Below are 11,913 nucleotides of genomic sequence, written 5' to 3' on the forward strand. Positions count from 1 at the left end.
GCATGCTGTTGGTTGTTGGTCTGTGCGAGTGCCGGTGGTGCAAGCGCGGTGGCGCTAAGCAGGATCAAGATGCGGGTCATGCCGCCTCTCCTTCAAGCGGACGGACGGTGACGACGCGGAACATGCCAGCGTGCATATGAAGCAGCAGATGGCAATGAAACGCCCAGTCTCCTGGCGCGTCGGCGGTGAGATCGAAAGTGAGCTTCGCACCAGGAAGGACGTTCACTGTGTGCTTGAGCGGGTGACTTCCAGTGTGACCGTTTACGACCTCGAAGAAGTGGCCATGTAGGTGAATGGGGTGTGTCATCATGCTATGATTGATCAGCACGACCCTGGCCCGTTCGTTCCGCTCGAAGCGGATCGGCTCTACGCCCTCACTGAACTTTTCGCCATCGAAGGACCACATGAAACGTTCCATGTTGCCGGTCAGGTGAACCTCGACGGTGCGCGTTGGCGCCCGCTTGTCGGGATTTGGCGTGAGCGACATCAGATCCCGATATGTGAGCACCTTATGACCCACGTCCTCAAGCCCAAGTCCTGGGTCTCCGGTCCGGTCGACAGGCGCCATTGCGATTGCGTCGACTCCCACGCCAACTTTGACGGTTGGCGGCACCAGCGACTTGTCTCGCATATTCATGCCGCCCATCGAACCAGATGAGCCATGATCCATTCCCGCCATCGATGCCGTAGCACCAGCCGTTGCGGCGCCGTGCGAGCTGTGGTCCATACCCGCCATTGAGCCATGGTCCATCCCGACCATGCCCATGTCCTTCATGCTGAGCGTCGGACGGGCGCGCAGGGGCGGAACCGGTGCGGTCATCCCCAGGCGGGGGGCGAACGTCGCGCGACCCATGCCCGAGCGATCGACCGATTCTGCCACGAGAGTAAAAGCGCTGTCCTCGGTGGGCTGGATGATGACATCGTAGGTTTCGGCGTTGCCGATCTGGAACTCCTCGACGGTCACCGGACGCACGTTTTGGCCGTCAGCGTTTACCACCGTCATTGGAAGGCCTGGAATGCGAATGTTGAAGATCGTCATCGTCGCAGCATTGATGAAGCGCAGCCGCACGCGCTCTCCCGGTCGGAATAGCCCGGTCCAGTTCTCTTTCGGTCCATGGCCGTTGATCAGGTAGGTATAGGTCGATGCCGTGACATCCGAGATGTCACTGGGATCCATGCGCATCTTGCCCCACATCAGACGGTCGGACAGTGACATCTTTTCTTCAGGATCTCCGTCGCGCAGCAGGCCCGCCAAGGTCTGCTTCTGGCGATTGAAATAGCCTCCCTCCTGTTTGAGCTTGGTGACGAGCGCATGCGGGTGCAGGAACGTCCAGTCGCTGAGAACGATGACGTGCTCGCGGTCGTAGGCGACCGGATCGGTATCGGCGGGATCGATCACGATCGGACCGTAGTGGCCCTGCTGCTCCTGCAGACCCGAGTGGCTATGATACCAGTACGTGCCCGATTGCTTGATCGGGAATTCATAAACGAAGGTCGTCTTCGGCTTGATACCCGGAAAGCTCACACCGGGCACTCCGTCCATCTGAAACGGCAGGATCAGGCCGTGCCAGTGGATCGACGTATCCTCGTCAAGCGCGTTCTCGACGCTGATGCGCACCTTCTGCCCTTCCTTGAGGCGGATCAAGGGAGCCGGCAGCACGCCGTTCATTGTTATGGCGTGACCGGTGCGGCCTCCGACGGCGAAAGCGCTATGGTCAACCCTAAGATGGAGATCTTCCCCGGTGAGTGTCGGCATTGGCGCTAGTCCGGCCGAGCCGGTTTGTGCCCATGCCGGGAAAAGTCCGGTGAGACTTAAACCGGCAGCGCCCAGCGCGCCTGCACGAAGCAAATCGCGTCGTTCGATAAGGTGGTTCATAAAAAATCCTTCTGAGTTCGCGGCGGCCCATTTGTATGCCCGCTCACAGGAGCAGGTTCGACGCGAAAGGGGCACCGGCCAGACTTCGATAATATTTGATGATTCATATTGTGCGCGGCGCGCGGGTCGGTACCCCTCGGTTGCCGGTCACCTGACGCCGAGCTTGGAAGCCAGTGCCATGGCGGGCACACCGTTCTTGCGTGACGGCGGCAATGGGGTGCATCATCGTTCAACCTCCCATGATGATCGCGTGTCTGGCAGAGCACATAAGAGATACGCAGCGGGCGAGCATTCCCCTCTCAAAAAAACCAATCAGGGCCTTCGAGAAATTTTAACGGCGCCAGCTTTTGGAGGACGGCGCGGCTCACAGGAATTTTTCGCCACCATCCACATTGCCGCCTATGCGGCCATGCGACCGAGCCCGTCCCGTCACAAGACATCACATGAAGGCAGACAGCCGCTAGCGGTATTGCGAGCGCCCTGGGAACGGCCCCTTCGGCATCGCCGCTTGCAAACCCGCTGCAATGAACGTGGCAGTGCCTGCCGCGCGTCGCCTGCTGCACCAATATTGCCCCCTGCTGCTTACCTTGATTCACTGAGGCCGCTTTTGCTGCTCGCGCGGCCAAGCTTTCAGCTCGTCAATCTCGCACCGTGCCAGCTCTGAATTTTTGTAATTTGTGATAGCTCGCAACGAGGTTGTCTCGTGGAGCGGCCTCTGGCCCAGACCCACGCTGCGGGCTGCGAACATTACGTATACCGGCGTTGGACCCGGGCCCATAGTCCTGTCTCCGAAGAAGACAAATCTTCCCGTCGACGATTCACGCGGCGGTGCCCATTTTCTCTTCGAGGGAGCCCAAGATGATCAAGAAATCTATCATGGTCGCGCTGGCCGGTATCGCGATGTTCGGCGCTTCGCCCCTGCTGGCTCAAGGCATTGGTCACAGCTTGTTCATGCGCGGCTCGATCGTCGACACGGGCAGCAACGGCACGGTCGTCTGCATCGGCAAGGCCGATGGCGCCGAGGTCGGCCAGAAGCTCGAGGTCTATCGCGTCGTGACCCATCCGGGTCCGCCCAAGGGCGTGGCGCCGACCTATCACCGCCAGCTCGTCGGCCATGTGACGATCGATCATATCTTCGATGATCACTTCGCGCATGTGTCCGTCGCCGACGGTACGCCTGCCAAGCACGACATCGTCGAGCTTCGCAAGAACTGACGCGCCGGTGGCCCGGCGGCACACGCTGCCCTGATGCGAGGCATCGGGGCAGCGGGTTGCCGGCGGCAACGGACCGTTCGGGATCGAGGCGAAACCGCTTGACCCTGGACCATGGTCCTACCGGCATGATCGAGCGGATGACATGGGCAATTTCAAGATCGGCGAACTGGCCGCCGCGGCAGGCGTGGGCCGCGATACGATCCGCTATTATGAGCGGATGGGCTTGCTGCGCGAGCCCGCGCGCACGGCAGCGGGCTACAGGCTCTACGACGCGACCGACCTCGAGCGCGTCAATTTCATCCGCTCGGCGCAGGAGCTTGGTTTCACACTCGAACAGGCCCGGCAGCTGCTGGCGCTCAGGGCGTCGGACACCGCGCATGCCCAGGCCGTGCTCGATATCACGCTTGCCAAGATCGCTGACGCCGAAGCCCGGCTCGAGCGCCTGTCGGATATCCGCGACATGCTGCGGATGCTCGCCGACGAATGCCCGGGCGAAGTGCCCGTCTCCGATTGCCCGATCCTCGCCTTCCTGACGGCGCGGCGGAAAGACCAGCAGCATAACAAGAAACATCAGGCAGCGCAGGACGAACGATCATCACTAGCGAAAGGGGTTTTGTCATGACGACAATGCGTTTGATCGCCGTCCTCACGCCGGCGCTGCTTCTGGGCGCCTGTGTGACCACGCGGCCGACCTCGGCGCAGGTCGAGAGTTGCCGGGCGATGGAGGGCAATATGGGTCTCCAGACGCCGCATGATCATGGCGAGATGAAGGGGCAGGGGCGCAACCCGATGAACCTCTCGCACGACCGGTGCCTTCAGATCCTGCGCAACGCGCAATGATCGGGTCCGGGCGCCATCCCTGGCGCCCGGACACAGTTTTCAAGCCAAGGAGCAAGCTATGATCGACCATGCGAAAAAAGCCCTTCCGCTTGTCGGCGGAAGCCTGTTGCTGGCGCTCGCGCTTTCGGGCTGCGACCGCCAGGCCGACCAGACGGTGCCGCCCGCGGCGAACAGCGTCGCCGCCACCCCGGTCCTGACCGACAGCGGCAACGCTGCAGACGCGGCGTCGATGGACGCGATGAGCAACCAGGCCGAGATGGAGCGGCATCACCGTCAGGCGATGGACCATGACGCGATGCGCGCCGGGGCCGGCAACCAGACCGCGCCGGCACCCGATCCCGCGCCGGGCAATTCGGCGATGCCGATGAAGGATATGTAAGCGCGCTGAAAAAGGGGATGAGGATGTCCAGGCGGATCAGCCTTCGACGCTTGAGCCTCGGCTGCGCAATCGCTCTCAGCCTGTCCGCGGGCGCGGGCGCGCAGGAGGGCGAGGATCATGCCGCGCATCATGGCGCAGGCATGCCGGCCGGCGGGGGCATGTCCGCACCGGCATCGTCGGGGTCGTCGGACATGGCGAAGATGATGAACCCCATGATGGATCGCATGATCAATGGGGAAGGGGAGAATGAGCACGGCCACGAATCGCGCCGGACCGGCTTCATCTCGCAACTGCTCGCCTTTCCCGCGCTCGACGAAGCGGCAAGGCAGCGGGTCGCTGCGCAGGCTGGCGAACGGGTAAGCACGGGCCTAGCGATGATCAACGCCGCCTCGGCCGACGGCGCGCGTGCAACCACGGTCTCGGCCCGGCTCGATGCGGCGCGCCGCCTGCGCGAGGGAACCGACCTGTTCCGGTCCGGCACCGCCGCGCAGGGCGCGATCGGCGGCTTGCAGCCGCCCCGGGAGGTCGGGCTTGCCTGGCTGCGCGATCAGCTCGACATCGACCAGGCCGCGCCCGGCCATGCCGATCACTGGTTCGGCATCTCGCCCTCGCACCTGCTTCTCATGCTGTTCCTGGGGCTGGTGAGCGCCACGCTGATCGCGCTGCAGATCTTCCGCCTCCGGCGGATCGGGGCGATCGCCGGTGGTGTCCCCACCGGCAAGACATTGACAAAGCCGGAGCCGAAGGCTGCCCAGCCCGCTACCAGGGTTGCGCCCGCGCCTGCCCCCGTTGCCGACAGCGCCGGGCTCGCGCCGAGCAATGCGGCCGCGCCCGGTGGGGCTTCGCTGCGCAAGCCCAAAAGCTGGGCGGGGCAGCTGCGCGTGGTCCAGATCGTGCGAGAGACGCCGAGCGTGCTGACCTTCCGGCTCGCGGACCCGGCCGCCGACCGGCTGCCGTTCGACTTCCTGCCGGGCCAGTTCCTGCAGGTCGAGGTAGAGCCCGAAGCGGGCAAGACCGCGCGCCGTTCCTACACGATCGCCTCTTCGCCGACCCAGCGGGCCTATGTCGAACTGACGGTCAAGCGCGAGGAGCAGGGCGTGGTCTCGCGATACCTGCACGACAAGGTCGTCGCCGACGATCTGCTGAAGGTCAGCGGACCGTTCGGCGCCTTCACCTTCACGGGAACGGATGCCCAGAGCATCGTGCTGATCGCGGGCGGGGTCGGCATCACCCCGATGATGTCGGTGCTGCGCTATCTCACCGACACCGCGTGGAAGGGTGATATCTTCTTCTTCTACGGCGCACGGTCGACCGAGGAATTCGTGTTCCGCGACGAGCTCGAGCGGCTCGAACGCCGTTTTCCCAACCTCCATATCGTCGCCGCGATGCAGCGCGCGCCCGGCACCGTCTGGATGGGCCCAGAAGGGCCGATCACGCGCGAGATGATCCTGGCCGCGGTGCCGGAGATCGCGAGCCGGCGCATCCATATGTGCGGCCCGCCGGCGATGATGGGCGCGATGCGCGGCGTGCTGGCCGAACTCGGCGTCCCCGAAGCGCAGCTGCACACCGAGGCGTTCGGTCCGGCCTCGCTGCCGGCCGACCACGAGGATCTCGAGGTCAAGCCCGCGCCCCCGCCAGCGGATAAGCCGGCCCCGAGCGCCGAGGTGGCGCCGAGCACGGTGACCTTCTCCGTGTCGGGGGTGTCGGCGGCCTTGCCCGCGGACGAGACCGTGCTGGAGGCGGCCGAGGGCGCGGGCGTCGAGATCCCCTATGCATGCCGTGCGGGCACATGCGGCGCCTGCGTGGTCAAGCTGCTGCAGGGCGAAGTGACGATGGAGGTCGAATCCGGCCTTGCGCCCGCCGACAAGACGCAAGGCTATGTGCTCGCGTGCCAGGCGAAGGGGACGGGCACGCCGCTCGTGGTCGAAGCCTGATGCGCGAACGCAGCGACATTGCCGTGGGCCTGCTGGTCGCGTTCCTGCTGCTGTTCCCGTTCGGCTATCTCGTGCATGTGTCGCCCCGCTTTCCGGGTAGCCTGGCCGGCGGGATCATCGGGATCGCAGCGCTCGTGCTGATGCTGCTGACGCTTCCTTATGTCGCGGCCAAGCACATCGCCTGGGTCGACAAGGCGCTCTCCCGGGTCGTCAGCAAGCCAACCCTGCTCGCCATCCACATCTATGCCGGCGTGCTGGCGCCGATCCTGGGTCTGGTCCACGCCGCGCACAAGCTCGAAAGCCCGGTCGGCCTGCTTCTGACTATCCTCCTTCTGATGACGGTCATCACCGGCTTCATCGGCCGCTACCTGCTTGCCCAGCTTGGTCGGGCGCTGCGCGGACGCAGGTCAGAACTGGCCTCGCTTCGCGCCGCCTTCCTCGAGGAGCCGGCGGCGCCGACGCAGGCCGATACCGCAGCCCCGCCGCTGTCGGGCTGGAAGCGCTATCTGTTCGTCGCCGGCGATGCGCCCGCGGGCCAGCATCCCCAGGACAAGGCGGGGATCGCCGCGGCGCTGGCCGATACCGAATTCGCGATCCGTGCCGAAGAGGCAACCAACTCCCTGTTCACACGGTGGCGGTTCCTGCACATCCTGCTGGGCTGTCTCATCTTCGCGCTGCTCGCGCTCCATGTCGGCGCGGCGCTCTATTACGGGCTGCGCTGGCTATGAGCTGGCAGCGTCTTTCCTACGCCGTCTTCATCGCAGCCCTGCTGGTGATGGTCGCCGCGGTCGCGATCCGGATGCGATCGGACGCGCCGAGGGATGCCGGCCTGATGGCGCAGCTCGTCTCGCCCGGCCCGCTCTCGAGCGCGCACCAGTCCTTCGCCGGCCAATGCACGGCCTGCCACACGCCGGGCAAGGGCGTCGAAACCCGGACCTGTCTCACCTGCCATGCGGGCACGGATTTCGGGACGAAGCAGTCGACGCAGTTCCACGCGAAAGCGACGCAGTGCACCTCCTGCCACGTCGAACATGAGGGAGAGCGCGGCATCATCCGCATGGATCACGCCGCGTTGCTCGACATGGCGAAGTGGCGGCAGCCGTTGGCGGGCATGTCGACAAACATTCGAAGCCTGACCCCCGAGACCGCGCTCAATTGCGCGAGCTGCCATGCGTTCCGCGATCCGCACCAGGGCCTGTTCGGCACCGACTGCGCGAGCTGCCACAAGACCGACAGCTGGAAGATCGCCAATTATCGCCATCCGTCGGTCAATTCGACGCAGTGCGCCGAGTGCCACAAGGCGCCGCCCAGTCACTTCATGGAGCATTTCAGCATGGTCTCGCAGCGCGCAGCCGGATCGAAGGCGCGCGTCGACCAATGCTATGCCTGTCACGCCACCGACAGCTTCAACAATATCCGCAAGCGAGGCTGGTATGATCACCATTGAGGCCGACTGGCTGAGCGCCTTCTTCCGGCTCGCGGTGATCGGCCTGGAACTGGCGGGTACGCTGACCATCCTGGTCGGCGCGGGGCTCGCAACCTTTCTGTTTGCGCGGCGGGCGAGGGCGGGCGACCGGACCGAGGCCTATAGCGCGTTCCGCTCGGCGCTCGGCCGCAGCATCCTGCTCGGCCTGGAATTCCTGGTCGCCGGCGACATCGTCAAGTCGCTGGTGATCAACCCGACGCTCGACGATCTCATCGTGCTGGCAGGGCTGGTGCTGGTGCGGACCTTCCTGAGCATCTCGCTCGGGGTCGAGATCAACGGCCACTGGCCTTGGGAGGAAACCCGGATGGCGCGGGAGAAGGCACGCGCGGCGTGGGATGGGTCGCCTGCGACGGCTGAGGCCGCCGGATGCGGTACAGCGCTCAAGGGATAGCAGATGGGAGGTGCATGATGATCGAGAGACGCGAATTGCTGATGGCCGGCGCCGGCCTTGCCGCCGCTGGAACGCTGGCTGTGCCGGCGGCGGGGCAGCAGCATCCAATGGAAGGGATGGCGATGTCGATGACGGACTGCATCGACGATTGCGTGGCTTCGCACCGCATGTGCCTGGAGACCGCCACCTGGCTGACCAAGCGAGGCGGCGCGTCAGCCACGGCGTCGCTGATCGCCATGCTGAACGACTGTGCGGAACTGTGCCAGGCGTCCGCCAACTCGATGCTGCGCGAATCCCCCCTCCATACCATCCTGTGTCGCGCCTGCGCTGACGCCTGCGAACGATGTGCGCGGGAATGCCTGAGCCACGTCGTGGACGAGCGGATGAAGCGTTGCTCGGCTACCTGCAAGGACTGCGCCGCCAGCTGTCGGATGATGGCGGACATGGCGAGCTGAGTTTCCTCGGACACGCCCAGGCGTAGTGGGGTCAAGCAGATCCGGCACTATTGAAGCGATCCGTCGGCTCCACAATGTGGGGCCGCTGCGAAGCTGGGTCGTATGGGTGCGAAAGCGGGACTGGTTAAGGATCGGCGGTAGCGCATCTAGACCAGCCAGGCAGCGATCGCGCCAACCACCGACTTGGTTTCGGCAACGTCGCGGACTCGCACGGTATCCAGCCCGAGGTGCTTGGCCGGATAATCATTTCCGCCCGGGAAGATCGCGTCACCGAAGAAGATCATCTCGTCGAGTGCGACGCCGGTCTGCTCGGAAAGGCGCTTAAGGCCATAGGCCTTGTCTATGCCTTCGCGGGTGATGTCGATCGATGTCGCCCCGCCGATATTGATGGCAAAGCCTGGCAGCAACGGCTGGAGCAGGGCCTGCAATTTCTTGCGCTTGGCGTGATCCGGATCCCACGTGTCCTTGGCCTCGAGCGGCGCCTGCTGACCGAGCGCGGAGAATGTGATCTGGCTGCCGCGATCCTCGATCTGCTCGCCCCAGATGTTCTCGTTTGCATAGCCCGCCTGCTCGACCGCCTTGGTCAGTGCTTCGCGGATGCGCTGGCTTTCGTCGCCGGTGAACAGATCGGCATAGATACGCGTCCATTGGCCGTCGGCGTGACGATAGAGCTTGGTGCCCGTGGTCGGCTGGATGATGAAATTGTCGAGCCGCGCCCGGGCAGGCATGCGTGACACCACCTGTTTCTCGAATTGCGGCCAGTCGCCTCCGGAGATGATCGCTACCATCGTCACGTCGAGCAGGCGGGTAAGCAGATCCGCCATTTCATCGTCGAGCGGCTGCTTGCTGAGCGCGAGCGTTCCGTCGAGGTCGAAAGCGGCCAGTCGCTTCATGATGATCTCCCACAAGCGGCAGCAGAAATGCGTCGATGGCATCGGCGATGCCATCTTTGTCGTTGCTGGTTGAAATGTAGTGCGCTGCGCTACGGATCTCCTCAGGCGTCTTGCCCATGGCGATCGATAGCCCGGTGCGCACGAGCAAAGGGCAGGTCATTGGGCATGTGGCCGAGCGCCCGCGCCAGGGCATCGACGCCAGCTCGCTTGTTGGCATAGGAGTTGGTGATGTCCAGATAGTAGGTCCGCGACCGGGCAGTCGTCGCCGACGCCAGGCTCTTGTCCTTGCGAACCAAAGTCCGTCGATGTCGGAGATGACGAGGCCAAGCATCATTGGCCGATCCTGTGCCAGAAGCGGCCATCGCGTTCGAGTAGGGCATCTGCGCCGGCCGGGCCGGCGCTGCCTGGTGCATAGGATTCAAGCCTGCCCTTGCCCTTGGCCCAGCGATCGAGGATCGGCTGGACCGCGGCCCAGCCCGCCTCGATCTGCTCGGCGCGCTGGAACAATGTCTGGTCGCCGGTCATCATGTCATAGAGCAAGGTTTCGTAGCCGGTCCGGCCCGACAGCTTGAAGTGGTCGGCATAAGTGAAATCGAGCGTTGTTCCTGCGGTCTTGATCACTGGACCCGGTTTCTTGACCAGCATGTCTAAGACGATGCTTTCGTCCGGCTGCAGCTGGAAGATCAGGCGATTGGCTGGCAGGCGGTCGATCGGACAATCGCGGAATAAAGCGTAGGGCACTGCCTTGAACGTGACGACGATCTCCGTATCGCGCGCTGCCAGCGCCTTGCCGGTGCGCAGGTAGAAGGGCACGCCGGCCCAGCGCCAGGTGTCGACTTCCAGCTTCAGTGCGACATAGGTCTCGGTCCTGCTGTCGGCAGCGACATCCGGGACCTTACGATAGGCCGGCACGTTGCGGCTGCCGACACGGCCCTTGCCATATTGGCCGCGCACTGCGCAGACTGCGGTGGGCTTGCGGATCGCGCGCAACACCTTGGCCTTTTCGTCGCGGATCGCGTCGGCATCGAAGCTGTTGGGCGGCTCCATCGCGATCATCGCCAGCAGCTGGAACAGATGGTTGGGGACCATGTCGCGGAGCGCGCCGGTTGCATCGTAGAAAGATCCGCGCGATCCGACCTCGACCGTCTCGGCAGCGGTGATCTGGACATGGTCGATATAGCGATTGTTCCACACCGCTTCGAACCATTGGTTGGCGAAGCGCGCGACCAGGATGTTCTGGACAGTTTCCTTTCCCAGGAAATGGTCGAGCCGGTAGATCTGGCTTTCCGGGAGCAAGGCGAGGATTCGGGCGTCAAGCGCCTTGGCCGAGGCGAGGTCGTGGCCGAACGGCTTTTCGATCGCGACGCGGCGGAACCGACTGCCCGCTTCCGCCATCAGGCCTTTGGCGGCAAGCTTTTCGACGATGGCGCCGAAGAATTGCGCCGGCGTGGCAAGGTAGAAGACCGCGCTTCGGTCGCCCAACGCCTGGGCGACATCGTCGAACACCCGGTCTGCGGTGAAATCGCCCTGGAGGTAGGCGATGCGCTTGCGCAGATCACGCCAGCAATCGCCCTCGGTCGCGAACTTATCCAGGCTGGCGCGCAACGTCTCGTCATCGCCATCGCTGCGGCCGATGCCGAGGATGGTGAATTCCTTTCCCAGTAATCCGTCGGTGCACAGATGGCGTCACCTCAAGGTTTGTGCGCCAGACAACGATTTGGCAGACATAATGCGAACATCGGCTAATTAGCGAGCTTGAGGCGCGACATGGGATCGTTGAGCTGGCGGAATTCACCGCCAGGCGGACGCTCCGCCTGCCCTCAAAGGCAGCCGCCGGGCAGGCTACGCCGCGGGGTACGATGCTACTGACATGGCCAAGCCTTCGCTAACGAGCGTTCAGCTCCGGCCACCATATGAACACTCATAAAATAGCTATTCTGCTCCGCCCAGCGTAAATATGCCGCGCGCAGCGCCGATCGGTCATAGCGTGGAGCGCGGCATTCCGCTTTTCGCGCGACGATCATCATGTCGAGCACGCCTTGGAGGTAAGCGCCGCATCGCGGCTCATTCGCTTGACAGCTTACGAACAACGCCGAGCCCGTCGCCGACGCGGGTTCGGTTTGGCTGATCGCACTATCAGGCAGGGCGGCCAAAGCGGCGCATAACAATATCCATCGCCTTGGCCGCATTTTCGTCTCCTATTCCGCAGTATCATTTCGGAAGGGGCGCACGGCCCTCGACGGCCGGCGCCCCGTGCTGATCCATCATTCGCGGCCGAGCACCTGGCCTTCGGGCGTGACGAACAGTTCGATCGTCTTTCCGTCGCTGTTCTTGCCCTTGATTTCATAGAGCGTGCTTCCGTCCGCCTTTCGGGTGACTTGCTCGGCTCTGTTGCAAAAATCGTGAAGCTTGAGCATGCTTGGCGGAGATTGGACGGACGGAAC

At 64.0% G+C, this 11,913-nt stretch carries 15 protein-coding genes and 1 pseudogene; 9 read left to right on the forward strand and 7 right to left on the reverse strand.

Features of this window, described 5'->3' with window-relative positions:
- Positions 1-76 precede the first annotated feature (76 nt).
- A complete protein-coding gene (locus tag IL54_RS12575; protein ID WP_037476093.1) occupies positions 77-1,876 on the reverse strand; it encodes a copper resistance system multicopper oxidase in 1,800 nt (599 codons plus the stop codon).
- A gap of 876 nt (positions 1,877-2,752) precedes the next feature.
- Between IL54_RS12575 and IL54_RS12580 the strand changes: the two genes are divergently transcribed.
- The 9 genes from IL54_RS12580 (at position 2,753) to IL54_RS12620 (ending at position 8,576) form a co-directional block, all read left to right on the forward strand.
- Entirely contained in the window at positions 2,753-3,091 is a 339-nt protein-coding gene (locus tag IL54_RS12580; RefSeq protein ID WP_037478574.1) for a hypothetical protein, read from the forward strand.
- Between the two features lie 142 nt (positions 3,092-3,233).
- Positions 3,234-3,713 (forward strand): heavy metal-responsive transcriptional regulator, encoded by a 480-nt coding sequence (locus IL54_RS12585; protein ID WP_004212654.1) that lies wholly within the window; start codon positions 3,234-3,236, stop codon positions 3,711-3,713.
- Complete coding sequence (locus IL54_RS12590; protein WP_037476095.1) at positions 3,710-3,931, forward strand: hypothetical protein; 222 nt, start codon at positions 3,710-3,712, stop codon at positions 3,929-3,931. Before IL54_RS12585 ends, IL54_RS12590 begins: the two co-directional genes overlap by 4 nt.
- 58 nt (positions 3,932-3,989) lie before the next feature.
- Positions 3,990-4,310, forward strand: coding sequence for a hypothetical protein (locus IL54_RS12595; RefSeq protein ID WP_009824017.1), 321 nt, complete (start codon positions 3,990-3,992; stop codon positions 4,308-4,310).
- 23 nt (positions 4,311-4,333) lie between these two features.
- Positions 4,334-6,244 carry a 2Fe-2S iron-sulfur cluster-binding protein gene (locus tag IL54_RS12600; RefSeq protein ID WP_037476098.1) on the forward strand — a complete coding sequence of 637 codons (1,911 nt, stop codon included), beginning with the start codon at positions 4,334-4,336 and terminating at the stop codon, positions 6,242-6,244.
- Positions 6,244-6,972 (forward strand): hypothetical protein, encoded by a 729-nt coding sequence (locus tag IL54_RS12605; protein ID WP_037476100.1) that lies wholly within the window; start codon positions 6,244-6,246, stop codon positions 6,970-6,972. Before IL54_RS12600 ends, IL54_RS12605 begins: the two co-directional genes overlap by 1 nt.
- Entirely contained in the window at positions 6,969-7,691 is a 723-nt protein-coding gene (locus tag IL54_RS12610) for a hypothetical protein (RefSeq protein WP_037476102.1), read from the forward strand. The genes IL54_RS12605 and IL54_RS12610 overlap by 4 nt, the downstream gene beginning before the upstream one ends.
- Positions 7,678-8,121, forward strand: a complete 444-nt coding sequence (locus tag IL54_RS12615) for a DUF1622 domain-containing protein (RefSeq protein ID WP_037476104.1) — start codon at positions 7,678-7,680, stop codon at positions 8,119-8,121. The genes IL54_RS12610 and IL54_RS12615 overlap by 14 nt, the downstream gene beginning before the upstream one ends.
- 14 nt (positions 8,122-8,135) lie before the next feature.
- Positions 8,136-8,576, forward strand: coding sequence for a four-helix bundle copper-binding protein (locus tag IL54_RS12620; RefSeq protein ID WP_037476106.1), 441 nt, complete (start codon positions 8,136-8,138; stop codon positions 8,574-8,576).
- A gap of 146 nt (positions 8,577-8,722) precedes the next feature.
- On the opposite strand, the gene IL54_RS12625 is transcribed toward IL54_RS12620, so the two are convergent.
- The 6 genes and pseudogenes from IL54_RS12625 to IL54_RS24975 form a co-directional block, all read right to left on the reverse strand.
- Positions 8,723-9,469, reverse strand: coding sequence for an HAD-IIB family hydrolase (locus IL54_RS12625; protein WP_009824013.1), 747 nt, complete (start codon positions 9,467-9,469; stop codon positions 8,723-8,725).
- Positions 9,402-9,662 carry an HAD hydrolase family protein gene (locus IL54_RS25925; RefSeq protein WP_409592948.1) on the reverse strand — a complete coding sequence of 87 codons (261 nt, stop codon included), beginning with the start codon at positions 9,660-9,662 and terminating at the stop codon, positions 9,402-9,404. Before IL54_RS25925 ends, IL54_RS12625 begins: the two co-directional genes overlap by 68 nt.
- Positions 9,571-9,765, reverse strand: a complete 195-nt coding sequence (locus IL54_RS24645) for a hypothetical protein (RefSeq protein WP_037476108.1) — start codon at positions 9,763-9,765, stop codon at positions 9,571-9,573. The genes IL54_RS25925 and IL54_RS24645 overlap by 92 nt, the downstream gene beginning before the upstream one ends.
- Before the next feature lie 34 nt (positions 9,766-9,799).
- Positions 9,800-11,149, reverse strand: coding sequence for a glucose-6-phosphate dehydrogenase (zwf, locus tag IL54_RS12635; RefSeq protein ID WP_081912901.1), 1,350 nt, complete (start codon positions 11,147-11,149; stop codon positions 9,800-9,802).
- 182 nt (positions 11,150-11,331) lie between these two features.
- Positions 11,332-11,658, reverse strand: coding sequence for a Rap1a/Tai family immunity protein (locus IL54_RS25930; protein WP_354957803.1), 327 nt, complete (start codon positions 11,656-11,658; stop codon positions 11,332-11,334).
- Positions 11,659-11,733: 75 nt separating this feature from the next.
- Positions 11,734-11,913: pseudogene (locus IL54_RS24975) on the reverse strand (PepSY domain-containing protein); the annotation flags it as partial.

Source organism: Sphingobium sp. ba1, assembly GCF_000743655.1.
GTDB lineage: Bacteria > Pseudomonadota > Alphaproteobacteria > Sphingomonadales > Sphingomonadaceae > Sphingobium.

Bases quoted from the DNA above. Each gene is read 5' to 3' on its own strand.
- IL54_RS12575 (WP_037476093.1), bottom strand. From the start codon at position 1,876: ATGAACCACCTTATCGAACGACGCGATTTGCTTCGTGCAGGCGCGCTG.
- IL54_RS12580 (WP_037478574.1), top strand. From the start codon at position 2,753: ATGGTCGCGCTGGCCGGTATCGCGATGTTCGGCGCTTCGCCCCTGCTG.
- IL54_RS12585 (WP_004212654.1), top strand. From the start codon at position 3,234: ATGGGCAATTTCAAGATCGGCGAACTGGCCGCCGCGGCAGGCGTGGGC.
- IL54_RS12590 (WP_037476095.1), top strand. From the start codon at position 3,710: ATGACGACAATGCGTTTGATCGCCGTCCTCACGCCGGCGCTGCTTCTG.
- IL54_RS12595 (WP_009824017.1), top strand. From the start codon at position 3,990: ATGATCGACCATGCGAAAAAAGCCCTTCCGCTTGTCGGCGGAAGCCTG.
- IL54_RS12600 (WP_037476098.1), top strand. From the start codon at position 4,334: ATGTCCAGGCGGATCAGCCTTCGACGCTTGAGCCTCGGCTGCGCAATC.
- IL54_RS12605 (WP_037476100.1), top strand. From the start codon at position 6,244: ATGCGCGAACGCAGCGACATTGCCGTGGGCCTGCTGGTCGCGTTCCTG.
- IL54_RS12610 (WP_037476102.1), top strand. From the start codon at position 6,969: ATGAGCTGGCAGCGTCTTTCCTACGCCGTCTTCATCGCAGCCCTGCTG.
- IL54_RS12615 (WP_037476104.1), top strand. From the start codon at position 7,678: ATGATCACCATTGAGGCCGACTGGCTGAGCGCCTTCTTCCGGCTCGCG.
- IL54_RS12620 (WP_037476106.1), top strand. From the start codon at position 8,136: ATGATGATCGAGAGACGCGAATTGCTGATGGCCGGCGCCGGCCTTGCC.
- IL54_RS12625 (WP_009824013.1), bottom strand. From the start codon at position 9,469: ATGAAGCGACTGGCCGCTTTCGACCTCGACGGAACGCTCGCGCTCAGC.
- IL54_RS25925 (WP_409592948.1), bottom strand. From the start codon at position 9,662: ATGCCCTGGCGCGGGCGCTCGGCCACATGCCCAATGACCTGCCCTTTG.
- IL54_RS25930 (WP_354957803.1), bottom strand. From the start codon at position 11,658: ATGCGGCCAAGGCGATGGATATTGTTATGCGCCGCTTTGGCCGCCCTG.